General features: G+C 68.7%; 15 protein-coding genes and 1 tRNA gene. 11 read left to right on the top strand and 5 right to left on the bottom strand.

What is annotated here, in order from left to right; all coding sequences use genetic code 11:
- Positions 1–102: 102 nt before the first annotated feature.
- Positions 103–1731 (bottom strand): GMC family oxidoreductase, encoded by a 1629-nt coding sequence (locus LG391_RS06970; protein ID WP_225767247.1) that lies wholly within the window; start codon positions 1729–1731, stop codon positions 103–105.
- 246 nt (positions 1732–1977) lie between these two features.
- On the opposite strand from LG391_RS06970, the gene LG391_RS06975 reads away from it, so the two are divergent.
- From LG391_RS06975 to LG391_RS07025, 11 genes are all read left to right on the top strand, one after another.
- Complete coding sequence (locus LG391_RS06975; protein WP_225767248.1) at positions 1978–3030, top strand: excisionase family DNA-binding protein; 1053 nt, start codon at positions 1978–1980, stop codon at positions 3028–3030.
- Positions 3031–3118: 88 nt separating this feature from the next.
- On the top strand, positions 3119–3436 hold the full coding sequence (locus tag LG391_RS06980; RefSeq protein ID WP_225767249.1) for a hypothetical protein: 318 nt from the start codon (positions 3119–3121) through the stop codon (positions 3434–3436).
- A gap of 149 nt (positions 3437–3585) precedes the next feature.
- Positions 3586–4872: an LLM class flavin-dependent oxidoreductase gene (locus LG391_RS06985; RefSeq protein WP_374200734.1), complete on the top strand. Its 1287-nt coding sequence runs from the start codon at positions 3586–3588 to the stop codon at positions 4870–4872.
- Positions 4873–5393: 521 nt separating this feature from the next.
- Complete coding sequence (locus tag LG391_RS06990; RefSeq protein ID WP_225767251.1) at positions 5394–5555, top strand: hypothetical protein; 162 nt, start codon at positions 5394–5396, stop codon at positions 5553–5555.
- A 200-nt stretch (positions 5556–5755) separates the two neighbouring features.
- Complete coding sequence (locus LG391_RS06995) at positions 5756–6100, top strand: hypothetical protein (RefSeq protein ID WP_225767252.1); 345 nt, start codon at positions 5756–5758, stop codon at positions 6098–6100.
- Between the two features lie 43 nt (positions 6101–6143).
- A complete protein-coding gene (locus LG391_RS07000; protein WP_225767253.1) occupies positions 6144–6476 on the top strand; it encodes a four-helix bundle copper-binding protein in 333 nt (110 codons plus the stop codon).
- A 1644-nt stretch (positions 6477–8120) separates the two neighbouring features.
- Positions 8121–8771: a recombinase family protein gene (locus tag LG391_RS07005; protein WP_225767254.1), complete on the top strand. Its 651-nt coding sequence runs from the start codon at positions 8121–8123 to the stop codon at positions 8769–8771.
- Positions 8772–9494: 723 nt separating this feature from the next.
- The gene (locus LG391_RS07010) at positions 9495–10814 is read left to right on the top strand and encodes a hypothetical protein (protein ID WP_225767255.1); all 1320 of its coding nucleotides are present in this window, start codon (positions 9495–9497) and stop codon (positions 10812–10814) included.
- A 299-nt stretch (positions 10815–11113) separates the two neighbouring features.
- The gene (locus LG391_RS07015; protein WP_225767256.1) at positions 11114–11470 is read left to right on the top strand and encodes a hypothetical protein; all 357 of its coding nucleotides are present in this window, start codon (positions 11114–11116) and stop codon (positions 11468–11470) included.
- A 135-nt stretch (positions 11471–11605) separates the two neighbouring features.
- The gene (locus LG391_RS07020; protein ID WP_225767257.1) at positions 11606–11965 is read left to right on the top strand and encodes a hypothetical protein; all 360 of its coding nucleotides are present in this window, start codon (positions 11606–11608) and stop codon (positions 11963–11965) included.
- A gap of 61 nt (positions 11966–12026) precedes the next feature.
- Complete coding sequence (locus LG391_RS07025) at positions 12027–12761, top strand: hypothetical protein (protein ID WP_225767258.1); 735 nt, start codon at positions 12027–12029, stop codon at positions 12759–12761.
- A gap of 209 nt (positions 12762–12970) precedes the next feature.
- Here the strand turns inward: LG391_RS07025 and LG391_RS07030 are convergent, their stop codons facing one another.
- The 4 genes from LG391_RS07030 to LG391_RS07045 all read right to left on the bottom strand — a co-directional run bounded on the left by LG391_RS07030 (position 12971) and on the right by LG391_RS07045 (position 16806).
- Positions 12971–14650, bottom strand: a complete 1680-nt coding sequence (locus LG391_RS07030) for a hypothetical protein (RefSeq protein WP_225767259.1) — start codon at positions 14648–14650, stop codon at positions 12971–12973.
- A gap of 97 nt (positions 14651–14747) precedes the next feature.
- Positions 14748–14832, bottom strand: a tRNA-Leu gene (locus LG391_RS07035).
- A 230-nt stretch (positions 14833–15062) separates the two neighbouring features.
- Entirely contained in the window at positions 15063–15827 is a 765-nt protein-coding gene (locus tag LG391_RS07040; RefSeq protein ID WP_225767260.1) for a molybdopterin-binding protein, read from the bottom strand.
- A gap of 64 nt (positions 15828–15891) precedes the next feature.
- Positions 15892–16806, bottom strand: a complete 915-nt coding sequence (locus LG391_RS07045) for an SDR family oxidoreductase (protein ID WP_225767261.1) — start codon at positions 16804–16806, stop codon at positions 15892–15894.
- Between the last annotated feature and the right edge of the window lie 137 nt (positions 16807–16943).

Genomic DNA, 16943 nt, shown 5'->3' on the forward strand with positions numbered 1-16943 from the left:
CAAGTGACTTTGGACGGCCGAAACGGACATGGCCGGGCACGAGGCCCGGCCATAGGCTGAACAGCGCGGTCCGACGCGGCTTGTGGAATCCTAGGCGGCCGGTCAGCTGCCCGTCTGCAGGATGAACGCCGCCGCCTTTTCACCGATCACCACGCAGGGCGCCATGGTGTTGCCGGTGGTCACCCGCGGCATGATCGACCCGTCGGCGACGCGCAGCCCGTCGACGCCGTGGACGCGCAGCCGGCCGTCGACCACGGACAGGCCGTCCCGGCCCATCCTGGCGGTGCCGGTCTGGTGCCAGTAGGTCGCCGCCGCGTCGCGGGCGAAGGCCTCCAGGCTGGCGCCTGTCAGAACACACGGCATCACCTCGCGCCGGACGAAGGGCCGCAGGGCGGCGGAGTTGCCGATGTCGCGGCAGAGCTCAATCGAACGGAGCAGCGCCGTCAGGTCGGCCGGGGCGGACAGGGTGTTGGCTTCGATCCTCAGCGGATCGGACGGGCCGGGCCCGGTCAGCTGCAGACGGCCTCGGCTGTGCGGGCGGACGATGCCGGCCAGCATCGACCAAGAGCCGGGCGGCGGCGCATGATGCGCGGTCTCCGCCGTCGTGAACGGGGCTTCGAGCTGGAAGGGCTGCAGGTCCGGCGTGTCCAGCGCCGGGTCGCTCTTCCAGAAGAAGGTCGCCTCCGCCGCATTGTTGCGGGGCACGATCGGCTCTCGGGCTTCCCACACGCACGGGACGAACAGGTGGTCCTGGAAGTTCCGGCCGACGCCCGGCAGATGCTGCACCACCCCGATGCCGGCGGGGACCAGGTCGTCCGCATCGCCGATGCCAGACTGCATCAGCACCTTCGGCGTGTTGATCGCGCCGAGGGAGAGGACGATCTCGCTGCCGGCCGCGATGCGCCGGGTCCGCCCCTCGTGCAGGATCTCGACCGCGGCCGCCCGCCGGCCATCGAACAGGATGCGGGTGACCAGCGCGCCGGTCAGCACGGTGAGGTTGGGCCGGTCCATCAGCGGATAGGCATAAGTGCGGAACACCGACAGGCGGCGGCCGTCGCGGATCCGGACATTGGCGATGGCCGCGCCGCCCTCGCCTTCCATCAGCGCGCCGTTCTGGTCGTCATAGGTCGGGATGCCCGCCGACTGCGCCCCCTCCAGCATCGCCCAGGCGACCGGGTGGGGGTCGCGCGCCGGCTCCACATGAACCAGGCCGCCCGTGCCCCGCCGCAGCGGATCCGGCGTCCCCTGCCAGTCCTCGATCCGGCGGTAGATGTCCAGGACCGCGTCATAGCCCCAGCCGGGATCACCACCAGCCGCCTCGGCGAAATGCTCCCAGTCGTTCCGGTGGCCGCGGGCCCAGACCATGACGTTGATGCTGGAGCCGCCGCCCAGCACCCGGCCCATGGAGAGTGGCAGCCGGCGCCCGTTGAGGGCGGGATTGACCTCGGCCTCGAAGCCCCAGTCCCGCTCGGTGCCGAGATTGGTGGGCCATTGCCCCGCCTGCCGCACGCTGTCGACCTCGTCGGTGCCGCCGGCCTCCAGCAGCAGGACGGAGGCCTGCCCGTCCTCCGCCAGGCGGCGAGCCACCACGGAGCCGGAGGAGCCCGAGCCGCAGACGATGAAATCGTAGCCGGGCTTCAGGGCCGAGCGCAGTCGTCCCTGGTTGGCAGCGACGGCAGCATCGTGCCAGCCGGATGCGGCGCCGAGACTGAGGAGCGCGAGGTCCTCCATGATCGTCCTTTCCTGTCGAATCCGGCGGCTGCAACGGTCGTGAACAACCACAGGCGCCTCTATCAAATTTATCAATTATATTGATTCTATCGACTCTTGAAGCCTAGAGTGGTTACGATCGTAACGGCCTGCGATCCGGGCTGGCGAACCGGTCGCGGCGCGCCCAGTTCTGGAAGCGGCTCAGATCCCGGCTGTTCGAAGCCGCGGACGACCGGATAGACGGGACAGAGAAGAAGATTGCCGAGCATGCCGACCGACATCCTGACCACCGCGCAGGCGGCGAAGCTGCTGGGCATCTCCGTCCGCACGGCCCAGTTGCTTATCGAGGGCGGGACGCTGACCTCATGGAAGACGCCGGGCGGCCACCGCCGGGTGTACCGCGCCGATGTCGAGGCCCTGGTCGCCGGCCCCGACCCGGCCCCGGCGGCATCCTCCGCCCTGGTTGTCGTGGTGGCGCCGCCCGATCGGCTGGCCGGGTACGAAGAGGCCCTGCGCGGCGTCGGGGAATGTCTGGCCGACGGCCATGACGACGTCCATGCGGCCGCCGTCGCCATCGGCGCCCGCCGGCCGGCCGCCGTGGTCGTCGATCTCGAGGATGGCGATCCGGAACGGACGGCCCTGCTGCGCAGCCTGACGGCCAACCCCGCGCTGGCCGGAACCCGTTTCCTGGCGGTCGGCCGCGCCGGCCTGGCATCGCTGCGGCAGCTGCCGGACGCCGTGCGGGAGATGCTGCGCGACCAGGCTCCGCCCCCCGGCACCGGCGATCCCGCCCCGCCCTATCCGTTGGCGGCGAACGAGAACCAGCGCCTGGCGGCGCTCGACCGGTGCGGGCTGGCGCAATCCCCGCCGGAGGAGGCGTTCGACCGGCTGACCTGGCTGGCCGGCCGCTGCCTGAACGCGCCGGTCGCCCTGCTGACGCTGCTGACTCCGACCCGCCAGGTCTTCAAGTCGCGGCAGGGGCTGGACATGACCGAGACGCCGCGCAGCTGGGCCTTCTGCAACCGCACCATCCTGCAGAAGGGGGTGTTCGCGGTCGAGAACCTGGCCCTGGATCCGGAGTTCAGGGCGAATCCCGCGGTCGCCGGCGGGCCTGCCTTCCGCTTCTATGCGGGAGCCCCGGTGGTCGACGCCGACGGCTTCGCCCTGGGGTCGCTCTGCGTCATCGACCATGTGCCGCGGATCCTGGACGAGGAGCAACGGCGTTGCCTGCTGACCCTCGCCGCCCTGGCCTCGGCCGAGGTGCAGCGGCGGGCCCTGGATACCCTGAACCGCCGGCCCGGCCGGGCCGCCGGGCGCTAGCCGGGCCGCCGTTCGGCCGGACAGCCGCATCCATCCCGGCATCCGTTTGCGATGGATCGATCGGCCCCGGCGCGACAAGATCGGCGTAATGGGGACCCACGAGATCTTCCTGCATTTCCTGACTACGGTGAAGAATCCGCTGGTTCTGGCCGCCTGCCTGCTGACCGTGATCATCAAGCCGAATCGTTGGGCCATCAGGCTGGTCACGGTCGTGACCGCGGTGGCCTGGGGGGTGTTCAGCGTGACGGTCGTCCGCCCCTCGGACTATCCGCTCCTGGCCCTGGCGATCAGGGGCGCGGCGGGCGCGCTGGTCGCCGAGGTGGCGCTGGTCCTGATCGTGCCGCTGATCGTCCTGGGCCTGGCCGCCGCGCGGTCGGTGGTGGCATGGCTGCGCCCGCGGCCCTAGCCCGACCGCGAGTCGATGCGTGCCGTTGCGCAACCCGGCCGATCCCGGCCAGAATGCCGCCGCGCCGCCTAGGACACTGCCCGCAACCCGCCCCAACGGGCGAGAGGTGACCTGTGAGTCGCGACCGCAAGCTGCATCTCGGCGCCTTCATGCGCCCGGCCAGCATCCACACCGGCGCCTGGCGCTATCCCGGCGCCACGCCGGACGCCAACTTCAACTTCCCCCTGCTCAAGCGCGCCGCCCAGACGCTGGAGCGCGGCAAGTTCGACGCCTTCTTCATGGCCGATCACCTGGCCGTGCTGAACATGCCGTTGGAGGCGCTGAAGCGCAGCCACACGGTGACGTCCTTCGAGCCCTTCACCCTGCTGTCGGCCCTGGCCGGAGCGACCGAGCGGATCGGCCTCGTCGCCACCGCGTCGACCACCTTCGACGCGCCCTACCACATCGCCCGGCGCTTCGCCTCGCTGGACCATCTGAGCGGCGGCCGCGCCGGCTGGAACATCGTCACCACCTCGAACCCGGACGCGGCGCTGAACTTCGGGCTCGAGGAGCATATGGAGCACGGCGAGCGCTACGACCGCGCCCGCGAGTTCTACGACGTGGTCACCGGGCTGTGGGACAGCTGGGCCGACGACGCCTTCATCCGCGACGTCGAGGCCGGGATCTATTTCGACCCGGCCAAGCTGCATGTGCTGAACCACAAGGGGCCGCACCTGTCGGTGCGCGGACCGCTGAACATCGCCCGGCCGCCGCAGGGCTGGCCGGTGATCGTGCAGGCCGGCGCGTCCGATGCCGGGCGGCAGCTGGCGGCGGAGACGGCGGAGGTGGTGTTCGCCTCCGGCTCCACCCTCGCCGCCGGCCAGCGCTTCTATGCCGATGTGAAGGGCCGGGCGGAGAGGGCCGGCCGCGACCGCGACCATCTGAAGATCCTGCCGGGCGCCTTCGTGGTGGTCGGCGACACGGTGGAGGAGGCGCGGGCCAAGCGGGCGACGCTGGACAGCCTGGTGCATTACGAGAGCGCCATCGCCTCGCTGTCGATCGCGCTGGGCACCGACGCCTCCGGCTTCGACCCGGACGCCAAGCTGCCGCCGATCCCGGAGTCCAACGCCAGCAAGACCGGCCGCGAGCGGGTGCTCGAGCTGGCGGAGCGCGAGGGGCTGACCGTGCGCCAGCTGGCCCAGCGCCTGGGCGGCTATGCCGGCCTGGCCTTCGTCGGCACGCCGCAGACGATCGCGGACGAGATGGAGGAATGGCTGGAATCGCGCGGCTCGGACGGGTTCAACGTGATGTTCCCCTACCTGCCCGGCGGCCTCGACGACTTCGTCGACCGGGTGGTGCCGGAGCTGCAGCGTCGCGGCCTGTTCCGCATGGAATACGAGGGCACGACGCTGCGCGACCATCTGGGCCTGCCGCGGCCGGTGAACCGGTTCTTCTGAGCGCTCCGCAGACCCCGAGAGCGGCTCCGGAGAGAGCGGCTCTCGGGACCCGGAGGCAAGGGGCGCCAGAGTCTGAAGCTCGCCTGCCGATTCGTTGATGCCCGGATTAGAAAGCTAGAAAATCCTCCGGTTCTTCATTCCCTGTCGCTAGCTTGACCACGCCCCTGGGGACAGGAAACCCGTTCCGGGCCGGGCCGGCCAATGCGCGGTTGTGATGACGGCATGCCGGCGCCTGCGGCGATCGGCCCGCGACCGGCTCGCCTCCGGCCTGCAGAAGGATTAGAACATTTAGCGAACATTCGATGGACCGGAGCCTCGGACAGCGATGAAGCACCGTAAGGGCCCCTTCAGCGAGGACCTCCGCACCGCCTTCGCGGCAGCGGGGCGCATCCCCGGCCCTTTTCCGCCGGCGGCCTCGGGGAAGAGCCGCCAGTGCCTGCGGTGAGGGAGCGCGTCCAGGACAATTGGGATGTCGGTATCCGGCTGTCCGACATCTCCTCCGGCACCGCCATCACGGCGCGGTGCGGGCGCTGCAACCGCCGGCGGAAGCTGACCGGCGGTGGCTGATCCGGCGCTTCGGCAAGGAAGCCCGGCTGCTGCGGCTGGAGCTGGCGTTGAGATGCACCGGCTGCGGCTCGGAGACGGCGTGCCGGATCGAGCTGCAGGCGGCGTCGCGGGATTGAGCGGCATAGGCAACGGCTGCGGCTTCCATGCATCGGCGCTTGCCCGTCCGCATGGGCGGACGGGATGGCGAGACGGATCGGCAATCGCGACGTCATGACGCCATGGAGCGGTTCGGCAGGCTGCAGAATCGACCCGCCCGCGGCCGAACCGATCGCCCGGTCGCCCCGTTGATCAGGGGAATCGTCAAGCGAGGTCGCCCGTGGGGCGTTCTGCCGGACTCCTGCTGCGCCGCCTGCTCACGGCCCTGTCGCTGGCCGCGGCCCTCGGCTTCGGCCTGGGCCCGGCGGCGGCACCGGCCGCGGATGCCGGGCACGACGGTGGCGCCTGTCTCGTCGCGGCGGGCTCGCAGCATCCGGCCGCCCCCGGCCATCACGGCGGCGCCCGTTCCTCCCCCTGCTGCGGCATGCTGTGCGTCCCGGCCCTGGCCGCCGACGACGCCCCGGTGCCGCCGCCGGATCTGACGCCGACCGGCGTCATCCGTCCCGCCGACACATCGGAGGAGGGCATCGAGATCAGCGGTCCCAGCCCGCCTCCACGCCCCTGATCGCTCCCCTACCCCCTGAAATCACCAGTCACGGAGCGATTCCATGCATCATCTTTCCGCAGAGATCCGCGCGTGCATCGACGAATGCACCCGTTGCCACCAGACCTGCCTGTCGACCGCGATGTCGCATTGCCTCGAAGCGGGCGGCCCGCATGTCGAACCCCGGCACTTCCGGCTGATGACCGCCTGCGCCGAGATCTGCCGCAGCGCGGCCGACGTCATGCTGACCGGGACCGAGCACCACCGGCGCGTCTGCGCCGCCTGCGCCGAGATCTGCGACGCCTGCGCCGCGGATTGCGAGCGCATCGGCGAGATGCAGGACTGCGTCGATGCCTGCCGGCGCTGCGCCCGGTCCTGCCACGCCATGGCGGCCTGATGGACGGATCTGGTGCGGACGGCGGGAGACCCGCGGAAACACCGTAAACCCTTGGAAAGACTGGGGTTCTTGGTCGCTCACTAGACGCTATTTGTAGCGGCTCTTGGTGGGCCCGGCAAGGCCCCTGGTCGAGCAACCACGCAGCCAAGGGACTAGCGAATATGCACGTCGAGACCATCGAGACCACCCCGGCCGCCCCCTGCACCGTCACCGGAGGGGATCGCACCTTCTCCGGTGCCTGCCGTAGGTGCCCCGCCTTCGCCATCGGCTGTTCACCCACCCGGCCGGGTGAAGCCCCCGATGATCGGGAGCCGACCCCCGTTGCCCCCGCCGATGACCTGAAGGCCATGCAGAAAGCCTGCGCGGGCTCCCCTTGCCTAGCCACTGGTGAAGCCCGCATCTTCGCGGGTACGTGCCGCAGTTGCCCCGCCTTCGGCCTGCGGTGCTTTCCCGCCCGCCCGGTGGTGGCCTGACCATGTGGTTCACCTTAGGCGCAATCCTGGGATGCCTCTTCGGGCTCCCGGCCGGCTATCTCATCGCCACCCTACGGCCGCCCGAGGCGCCGTAGAGGCATCGTCCGCCCACTAGTTCCCAACCCAGCAGCAGCAGCGCGCGGCGTCTTCCGCTTCGGAGGCGCCGTTCCGCATTTTCGGACCTGCCCGCTGCCACGCAGTCGGCGGCTAGATGAGGAGGTGTGATGACCGAGGGGCTAGCGCGAGCCATTCGACTTGTCAGGGAACTACGCCAGATAGACCCCGGCATGACACTGACGTGCGCCTACGTGCTGCTACTCGCGGCCCGGCATGAGGGCAGGACATTGAGCTTCTTCATCCAACAGACTGGAGCGACGAAATCGATGCTGTCCCGCTATGTCCAGGTGCTAGCCGGTGCCCGAGGCTCGGGAGCTGGCGAAGGCGGCAAGGCCGCTCCGGTCGCAGGCCACGGGCTTCTCCTCACGCGGGAGAGCGCGGATGACCGCAGGGAGCGCGAGGTATTCCTCACGGAGCGCGGGAGGGCGCTGGCGCAGACCATCGAAGAGATCATGCGGGGGAGCGGCCCGCGCCCCGAGAATGCCCCGAGAGAGTAGGCGGCCCCGGAGGCCCGTTCGGGGCCAGCGTGGCAGCCTTCGAGATCACCCCGGCGGGCCTATTCCGTTGAGCAACATTGTTACCCTACGACTTGAAACGGGCGCCGCGCCTGAGAGGGCATCCAATTACATAGCGCGCGCGGGATTACCCCCCTCCGGGGCCCTTTTCGGTGGCGTGGGGGGACGCAGATCGGCCGGGCATCATGGTCCCCGGCTGGGAGGCAGCATGATCTGCGTGAGGGGCTGGGCATCAGGGGCGCGGATTGCCTGGGTTACAGGGGCATGCCCCGCAGCGGTCGAGGGGTATGCCGAGACCATCCCGGCCCCGATGGTCGCGAAGGAGGTCGTAACGGCCACCTACGAGTACGCCCGGTAAGTCCCTGATCCCGCGGGAAGTTTCCAAATGCCGACGTTAGCCCTCGCTGCCCAGTCTGCCCGTTAGGGTATACCTCAGTGAGCACCCAGGAAGCGTTCGCAAACGTGCTCGCTAGGATTGACATCAGCCTTTCGAGCATCTATCTCTGCGAGCATAACCTCAACGAACGGGCTTGCAGACCATGACCCAGCACATCCTTTACGCTCGGGTGTCCACCGCCGATCAGACCATCTCGCACCAGAAGGCCCAGGCCGAGGCGGCGGGCTTCACCATTGACCGGGTGGTGGAGGACCATGGAGTGTCGGGTGTGAACACGGCCTTTGCTCACCGGCCGGGTGGTGCCCGCTTGCTCGACATCCTGCGGCCGGGTGACGTGCTGGTGGTGCGTTGGGTCGACCGGCTGGGCAGGAACTACCAGGACGTGACCGACACCATCCGGGAGCTGATGCGCCGGGGCGTGGTGGTGAAGACCGTCATTAACCGGATGGTCTTCGACGGGGCCACGGCCGATCCGATCCAGCAGGCCGTTCGGGATGCCCTGATCGGCTTCATGGCGGCGACCGCGCAGGCCCAGGCCGAGGCCACGAAGGAAGCGCAGCGGGCCGGCATCGAGCACGCGAAGGCGAAGGCCGAGGGCAAGTACCTCGGCCGCAAGCCGTCCTTCACCCGAGCGCAGCTTGATCAGGTGCGCGACATGCTAGCCCAAGGTGCTGGCCATAGCGCCATCGCGAAGGAGACCGGACTAACCCGTGCCGTGGTCTGGAGGATCGAGGGTGATCCGACCAAGGCCGAGGCCGCGCTTGCCGCGTGGGAGAAGGCGCCCGCCGGCTGACCGATTGACCCTGACTATGGCCCAGTACAGCCCGGCCGGTCCCCCTGAGGATCGCGCCGGGCGTCTCTTTTCGGGCGCCGTGGTGGTGCTCGCCGCTCGGCCCTGAGAGGCAAGGCGCCACCTGGGGTTCCGGGCCGTGGCGCTTCCAAACTGCCCCGTTAGAGAAGACGGGTGCCGCTGGGCTGGCTGTTCCAAACCGGCACGATAGACCCCCGGCAACAGCCGCCCTAGTTTTCCAAATCGCCCCGTAAGACCCCGGTGACGACCCGGACAGCGTCCAAACTCCTACGCTAGGGAGAGGGTGCCGCTGGTCGGGCGTTTCCAAACCCCCATGGTAGACCCCGACAGCGGTTACCTGCGGGTTCCAAACATGCACGTAAGATCCCCGAAGCGGGGACCAAGGGCCGGGCGTTCCAAATGTCCCCGTTAGCCCCGCCCCTGCAGCAGCCGGCTCAGGGGCTGGTGTTCGTCATCGTGGTGGTGACTGTCTCGCCCTCTCTGCCCTACGCGGGTGGAGGGGGCGGCGCCTTCTCTCGCAAGCCACGATGGTCACCTACGGGCACCATCCGTGTCAGGCACCCCGCCTGGATTAGTTTTTCTCCGAAGCAGGGCTCACCCAACCCCGACGCTTCCCCGACCAGTCAAGCCCGCCTTGACACGACCGATCACCGCCCGCGCCGGCACCTTCGGGCTGCCCTTCACGCCACCCTCACGAGATCCACCATGCCCAAGCCTAGCCGAGGCGAGGACGCCGCCACGCGCTCTCGTCCCTTCGAACCCTACCGGCTCCCCATAGCCGCCGCCTCACGGTCCCTGATCGAGACCTCTATCGGACTGATCGAGGGAGCCGAGGCCACCAACCGCCCGCGTAAGCGCGATAGACGGCCTGCTGATCGGAAGGCATTCGTCTCCCTGGTCACCGCCATCGTGTCCGACCTCGCTTACCGCGCCCTGGAGACGGGGGAGGATAACGCCGGCATCTGGATGACCCTGCGCCGCGATGCTCTGTGCCGCCGGTCAGATCGCTACACGCCGCCTTGGCTAGGCTCGACGCTGCCTAATCTGCTGGCCGTGATGGCTCGGCCAGACGTGGCCCTCTGCCGAATGGTGAAGGGCTCGTGGGGCGGATCTTCGGGTACGCCCGGAACGATGACTGAGGTATATCCAGGTGCGGCCCTACTCGACCGGCTGGCCGGTCTGCGGCTGTCTGACTTCGATCTGTGTCCGACGCAGGAGCTAGTGCTGTTGCGTGACGGTCGGGACGAGGACGGGAACCGGGGATCGCTGCTGGACTACCAGGACGACGCTACCACCGAGAGGCTGCGGTCTGAGGTGCAGAGCATCAACGCATGGCTGGCCGAGGCGGATATCAGCATCGACCCGGCTGCGCCTGGGGCCGACCGCATCGACACCAGCTACCGCCGCCTTCGTCGTCGCTTCACGAACAGTTCGTTCACATCCGGTGGTCGCCTCTTCGGGGGCCACTGGCAGGGCATGTCCAAGGTCGAACGGCGGGCGCTGAGGATCAACGGTGAGCCGGTGGTAGGGCTGGACTACAACGCCGCCAGCCTCCGCATGCTCTACGGCAAGGTGGGTGCCACCCTCCCGGCCGGCGACCCGTACAGCATCGGCGCCCTGGCGCAGTGGCCGAGACCAGCCATCAAGAAGCTGATTGCCGCAATGACCTTCGACAAGACGATTGTGGAGAAGTCCAGCGCCAAGACCGGGCTCCCCCAATGGCCGGATGAAGTGAGGGAGATGTTCGTTGATCCTCCGCCCCTCTGGCGGGTGAGGGCCGCAATTGAGCAAGCCCACAAGCCAATCGTTCCGCTTCTCTATAGGGGCATCGGCCATCAGCTTCAGTTCACCGAGAGCAACCTGATGGTCGAACTACTGCTGATCCTAAGAGACCGTGGGTGGATTGGTCTGCCAGTCCATGACTGCCTGATCGTTCCACAAAGCCTAGTGCCTCGCATCCGGGGGCTGATGCTGCACCTCTTCATCCTTCATACAGGTGCCGAGGGTGCGGTCGAGGTTGAGTAACTGAGGGCGAAAGCCTGGGCTGGTGAGACTACCAGCAACAACAACCTTCCTAGGGTTCTCTCTTAGGGAGGAGGACTAATAACGGCCATCACCCTCTGCATAACCTCAGGGAAGCTCTATAGGGGGTGTCGTAAAAGTCCTTGATCCACAAGGCTTTTTAGCCCCAAGCCGGTTCTGGCCACCTCGACGATCACCCATTCGGGCCGCCTCCTGTAGTTCGCGAAGCTCGCGGGGTCACCGGGAGCGGCCTTTCCCATGTCCGGCGGGCGGCCGGCCACCATTACAACAGGAGATCCCCTATGGCTATCAGCCTCCGCAACCGGGGCGACTACCACCGCTGGAACGGGACCAAGCCAACCGGGGCGCCTTCCCTCAGCACCGCCGAGGTGACCCGTACGGCCCTCCTTCCGGGCGCTGTCACGATGACCGTGAAGGCCACCGCCGAGATCCTGGCAGACGGGACGTTCGGGGCCGGGACGGCTGTGGAGTGGACGTTCTCGGATCGACCCTGCCTCTCGGACGAGACGGCGGACGGTCGTTTCTATGATGCCTTCGCCGAGGCCGTAGAGGGCGCCTGGGAGGAGGCGGTGCAGGATGCCCTTTCCCGTGTCCCGGTAAGCGCCAGGACGGACGCTCCTACTCTGGCAGCCACATAGGCACCTCAGAGCACCATCGACCGTCCTAGCGCGCAGCCCGCTAGGGCGAGCCTCGACCACCACGACACCCGACACCACCCCCAGCCCGCCCGGTCCTGCCGAGGCGGGTTTTCTCGTTGAAGGAACACGACACCAATGATCAAGGAACGCCTGACCTACACCAGCGCGCAGGCTCTGCCGAGCCAAGACCGCACCTCGCCGCTCCTCATGCCCAGCCCTTACGCCATCGATGGCGGGGAACTGATCGGCGCCGATCCGCGCACCCTCGATCCCGTCTCAATGTCGCAGGACGGTCGCCCCACCAGCCCCATGAAGGCCATTCGGGCGCACTGCCTCGGTTGCTCGGGAGGTGACGCCAGCGAGGCCCGGAAGTGCACCGCCACAGGCTGCGCCCTGTGGCCCTTCAGGATGGGCCGGAACCCCTTCTACGGGATGAAAACCGCACAGTCTGAGGGGCTGGAGTTGGACGGCGAGGACGGGGGTACATCCGCCTAGGCCCGTCCCCGGTCCCTCCTCTCCCCCCCATGAACTGACATCCGACAGGAACCGATCACCTATGACCAGCACGACCGCCCAGAGCCCGAAGTTCAAGCCCGGCCGGTCCATAAGCGCCTTGCGTCCACCGACCTTCACGACCGATGAACGCGGCAAACCCGTCGTCCTCGTTCCGCTCGCCAACGGGGCCGGCACCGCCACCCTCGACCGCGCCGATTGGGATGCCCTAGCAGCCCGTGGGGTGACCCCGAATTGGTACCTCACGGAGGTGACCAGCGGCACCTACCGCGCTTCCGTCGTGCGGGCCTACCATGCCGGCAAGGTGGTCCAGGTGGGCCGCTTGATCCTCGGCGCCACCCCGAACCAGAAGCTGGTGTACGCAGCGGCGGATCGCACCGACCTGCGCCGGTCGAACATCACCCTGAAGAAGGTCAACGCGCGGGGTGAGGGTGACGCCAGGACCGGGACGGTACGGACACGGGCAGCGTGGACCATCATTTCCAAGGACAAGCCCAAGACCAAGGCGCAGCTACAGGCCGAGCTCCGGGCGGCTGATGGTGCCGCCCATGCCGCGTTCCTGGCCGCTCAGGCCGAACGGGTCGACCGCTGGAAAGCCTGGATCGAGACCCAGGTCGCGGCCGGGCGGGATCGGGACCAGGTGACGGCCGAGGGGATGGCCCAGGCGAGGGCGGAACGGGCAGCGTATTGCGCACGGCATGGGCTCGATCCGCGGACCGGGCGGCTGCCTAGGGAGCCGAAGAAGGGGACTGCCCAGACGCAGCAGCAGCAACCGTAGCGGCCCAGCCCGCGGCCCTGTCCGGGCGGTTGAGGGGAGCGGATCGGGCAGGTTGCAGAGCACTAGGTGCAGCCGCAATCTCAGTCCCGCCCGATCCTCCCCGAGGGGAACCATGACGCGCCGTTGACGGGTTGTGGCCCAGGCCCGTCCGGTTTCCCGGAGGTGATGCTAGGCGGCCGGAAGGGGGGACCGCAACGGCGGCGAACGGCCTATTCCAGGTCGTACCGGGGGAACTGGCCAACGGCCTTGGCTAGGTCTTCTAGCGTCGGCTGTTCATACCGGTCCCCTACGGTCGCAGGGGCGTGGCCGCAGAAGGCATCCCGGATGCGCTTCTCAATGCCGGCCCTAGCCGCCCGTTGCTTGAACGTGTGGCGCCATGCATGGTTCGGGCTGATACCCTTGTCGGTGATGCCCAGGTCTCGCACCCACTCACCAAGCTTTTGCCGTGCCATCACCCACGGGGGCCGGCTGGGCTTGGTCGGATCATCAATGGCGGGGACCTTTGCCGCTGCCTGAGGATCGTAGAACAACGGGCCGGGGCCTGCCTCCTCCACGAAGGCCAAGAAGCCTTGCGCGATGACGTGGGGATGCAACGGCACCTCCCGTGCTGCCCCGCCCTTCACGGTGCCCGCCTCGGGCGTGATGCGGATGTACCAGAAGCCCTGCCGGTGCTGCTTCACATCCTCACCGCGAAGCTGCGTGACCTCCCCCGGCCGGGCGCCCGTGTAGGCGCAGAGCCAAGGCACCCAGCGCCGCGCCAATGCCTTGTGCTGGGAACGCTTCGGGCCGGGCTTCACGGGCCGTGCAGCGTCCGCCAGGGAGGCTCGGAGGATCACCGACCACTCGTCCTCACGGAATTCCCGCTCGCGCAGCTTCGGCGTCGACCTGGGCGCGGCGATGGTGATCCCCGCGAATGGATTGGTGATGACGGTCTTTCGCTTCGCTGCCCACCCGAAGACAACCGAAGCGGCCCTTAGCCATACCTCGTTGGCGACCTTGGGCGACCGCTCAGGCGTAACCAGCGTGTCCGCCCAGGCCCTCGCATCGGCTTCCGTGATGGTCCCTGCATCGCGCTCGCCATGGGCCTTGTCGAGGGCATCGAAGACAGAACGCCAGCGGTTCACGGTGGACGGGGCCGGCCGCCGTTCCTTGACCCAGGCCGCGAATAGCTTCCGGCAATCCATGCCCGCCATTTTCGCGGTGCCCTTAGCGGGCTCTTGGGGGCCGCCGGCCACTGGGATATGCGCACCTTGGGGGGCCGCTGTCGGGAACCTGCCCGGCCGCCGGTCTCGGCCGTAGTCACCGCCGGCCCGCCGCACCAGCAGGGCGAAAGCCGCTATCGCCTCCTCCTCCAGCACGTCCAGGAACAGGGCGTCGGCCGCATCAGTCAGCACCTCCCCCCGTTCGGCGAGGAAGCGTTGCGCATCTGTGATCTGGGAGACCACGGCGCGGACGTGGCGCCGCACGGCTGGCTTGGTCGTCCACCCCTGATCGGCTGCGGGGCGGTCGTTGTTCACCGGGGCGAACCGGGCGTAAGCGTCCGTGATCCTCTCGGCATGGACTTCCCAGCCTTCGGGCTCACCCGGCTCATCCTCATGCTGGGCGATGAACCAGCCGTACCAATCCCCGGCCAGGGCATGCGCTTCGCGCTTGGTCAGGTCCCGCCCGCGCCCCTCACGGGCAGCACGAAGGGCATCAATCCGGCCCGATATCTCCGCATCCCAATCCCGCAACTCGGCCACGGCCCGCGCCTGGGGGAGAGACCCAGGACGGCGAAAGCGCTCCTCACGGCCTACCCCGTGCGCCAGACGGTACGCCTCGCGGACATCTTCGGGGATCGCCTTGCGGCTGAACCAGTCGCTGTTCGGTGCTCGTCTCAGGCCGGTCATAGGGATGCCCATTTGCGGCGCCCTTTGTAGCGGTGGGCGCGACCGAACCCCTTGATAACCCTCAATCTCTTGGGCTACAACGGTTTCCTAGGGTTGATGGTGCGGACGGCGGGACTCGAACCCGCACTCCCGAGGGACGCAGATTTTAAGTCTGCTGTGTCTACCGGTTCCACCACGTCCGCACCGGGCCTCTATCGCCCGGCCCCGCCCGCCGCGCAAGCCGAATGCGGCTTGCCGGCGGGCGGATCGCCCTCCATTGTCGGAGCATGAGCGATTTCGACTGGATCCACCTGGTCTGGCTGGTCGCCGCCCTGATCCTGGTGGGGCCGGCCGTGCTGCGCCGCGGCTGGGATGGCCGCGGCCTGCTCTATCTCGCCGCCTGGCTCGGCATCGCGCTGCTGATCGGGCTGGCCTATTCGTTCTTCTCGGGATCGAGCCCGGCCGTGCCGCCAAGCGAGACCACCAGGGAGCGCACCGCCTCGGCGGCCGAGGACAGCCTTTCGGAATCGGTGCCGCGCAGCACCAGGCTGGTGCCGAACCTGCCGGCCCGGAAATACGGGTAGCTGCCGATCGAGAGCTCCGGATAGACCGCGGCGATGGCGCCGAGCCCGGCGGCGATCACGCCTTCGCCGAGGTCGCAGGTCACGGTGCGGCTGAGCACCCTGTCGCCGCCGGCCAGGGTGGGGGCGATGCCGTCGAACATGGCCTGCATGATCCGCGGCACCCCGGCCATGACATGGACATTGCCGATGCGGAAGCCGGGCGCGGCGCTGACCGGGTTGTCGATCAGCACGCCGCCCTCCGGCACGTTCGCCATGCGCAGCCGCGCCTCGTTCAGCTGGCCGGGCTCGTAATGCGCCTCCAGCCGCCGCACCGCCTCGGGGTGGCGCAGCAGGGGCACGCCGAAGGCGCGGGCGATGCATTCGGCGGTGATGTCGTCATGGGTCGGCCCGATGCCGCCGGTGGTGAAGAGATAGTCGTAGCGCGCCCTGAGCGCGTTGACCGCCGCCACGATCTCCTCCGGGTCGTCCGGCACCACCCGCGCCTCGCGCAGGCGGATGCCGAGCTCGGTCAGCCGCTCGGCCAGGAAGCCCATATTGGCGTCCTTGGTGCGGCCGGAAAGGATCTCGTCGCCGATCACCAGAACGGCGGCGGTCACGATGCGCGTCTCGGTCATGGTCCTGCCCTGGCGTGAATCCGGGCGATGCTATCGCCTGGACGCGCCGGGAGACAGGCCGAATCTAGCGATAACCGGTGGCATCGGCCGGCTTGCCGGCGTCCTGCACCTCGACGATGTAGCGCCACGCGTCGGGCTGCGACCCGTCGAGATCGGTGAAGCCGTAGACCCGCGCCAGCCGGCCGCTGGAGAGGGACTGGCCGTTCCAGCGCGCCCGGTCCGGGTCGGCCGCCAGCGCCGCCACGGCGCGGCCGGTGAAGCGCGGCGTCTCCGAGATGATGAAATGCGGCTGGACCTTCGTGGCGTCGCGCCAGGTCTCCTCGGTGACCTGATAGGCCTCCAGCATCATCTCCGACCGCATCCAGCCCGGCGTCAGCGACACAGAGGTGGCGCCGTGCGGCGCCAGATCCTTGGCATGGGCCCAGGCCATCCGGTTCACCGACACCTTGGCGAGGTCGTAGAAGGGCGACAGGCGGTAGTGGTTTGCGTTGTACTCCGCCGTGCCGTCGGTGACCTCGACCAGGAGGCCGCCGGGATGCCGGATCAGGAGCGGCAGGGCGTAATGCGCCGTGATCAGATGGCTGTGCACCCCGAGCTCGAGCAGGCGCAGGCCGTTCCGCAGGTCGTGCTCCCACACCGGCTTGTTCCACTCGAACAGCGTCTCGCCGCCCCAGAGGTCGTTCACCAGGATGTCGAGCCGCCCCTGCTCCTCGGTGATGCGGGCGACCAGCCGCTCGACCTGCTCCGGCACCAGATGATCGGTCTGGACCGCGATGCCGCGGCCGCCCGCGGCCGAGACCAGCTCCGCCGTCTCCTCGATCGTCTCCGGCCGCCGGTATTCCGAAGCCTGCCCGCGGATGCTGCGCCCGGTGACGTAGACGGTGGCGCCGGCCGCCCCGAGCCCCCCCGCGATCCCGCGGCCGCCCCCGCGGGTCCCGCCTGCGACCAGGGCGATCCTTCCGTTCAGCGGCAGCGGCATCGTCTCCTCCATCGGTTTGCTAGTTTATAAATGATCGTTTGGTTATAAAAAGGAGTCAAGCCGACTGCCATCGCATGCCCGTCCTGCGGCGCCGGCCCTCGGCGTTCCGCCGAGTCGCCCCCATATCCCGCCGGGTG

The sequence above is a fragment of the Inquilinus sp. Marseille-Q2685 genome (assembly GCF_916619195.1).
Taxonomy (GTDB): domain Bacteria; phylum Pseudomonadota; class Alphaproteobacteria; order DSM-16000; family Inquilinaceae; genus Inquilinus.

What these genes read in the sequence shown, in the direction of transcription:
- LG391_RS07040 (WP_225767260.1), bottom strand. Translation starts at nt 15,827, where the DNA reads ATGACCGAGACGCGCATCGTGACCGCCGCCGTTCTGGTGATCGGCGAC.
- LG391_RS07025 (WP_225767258.1), top strand. Translation starts at nt 12,027, where the DNA reads ATGACCAGCACGACCGCCCAGAGCCCGAAGTTCAAGCCCGGCCGGTCC.
- LG391_RS06975 (WP_225767248.1), top strand. Translation starts at nt 1,978, where the DNA reads ATGCCGACCGACATCCTGACCACCGCGCAGGCGGCGAAGCTGCTGGGC.
- LG391_RS06980 (WP_225767249.1), top strand. Translation starts at nt 3,119, where the DNA reads ATGGGGACCCACGAGATCTTCCTGCATTTCCTGACTACGGTGAAGAAT.
- LG391_RS07010 (WP_225767255.1), top strand. Translation starts at nt 9,495, where the DNA reads ATGCCCAAGCCTAGCCGAGGCGAGGACGCCGCCACGCGCTCTCGTCCC.
- LG391_RS07000 (WP_225767253.1), top strand. Translation starts at nt 6,144, where the DNA reads ATGCATCATCTTTCCGCAGAGATCCGCGCGTGCATCGACGAATGCACC.
- LG391_RS07015 (WP_225767256.1), top strand. Translation starts at nt 11,114, where the DNA reads ATGGCTATCAGCCTCCGCAACCGGGGCGACTACCACCGCTGGAACGGG.
- LG391_RS06985 (WP_374200734.1), top strand. Translation starts at nt 3,586, where the DNA reads ATGCGCCCGGCCAGCATCCACACCGGCGCCTGGCGCTATCCCGGCGCC.
- LG391_RS07020 (WP_225767257.1), top strand. Translation starts at nt 11,606, where the DNA reads ATGATCAAGGAACGCCTGACCTACACCAGCGCGCAGGCTCTGCCGAGC.
- LG391_RS07045 (WP_225767261.1), bottom strand. Translation starts at nt 16,806, where the DNA reads ATGCCGCTGCCGCTGAACGGAAGGATCGCCCTGGTCGCAGGCGGGACC.
- LG391_RS07005 (WP_225767254.1), top strand. Translation starts at nt 8,121, where the DNA reads ATGACCCAGCACATCCTTTACGCTCGGGTGTCCACCGCCGATCAGACC.
- LG391_RS06970 (WP_225767247.1), bottom strand. Translation starts at nt 1,731, where the DNA reads ATGGAGGACCTCGCGCTCCTCAGTCTCGGCGCCGCATCCGGCTGGCAC.
- LG391_RS07030 (WP_225767259.1), bottom strand. Translation starts at nt 14,650, where the DNA reads ATGACCGGCCTGAGACGAGCACCGAACAGCGACTGGTTCAGCCGCAAG.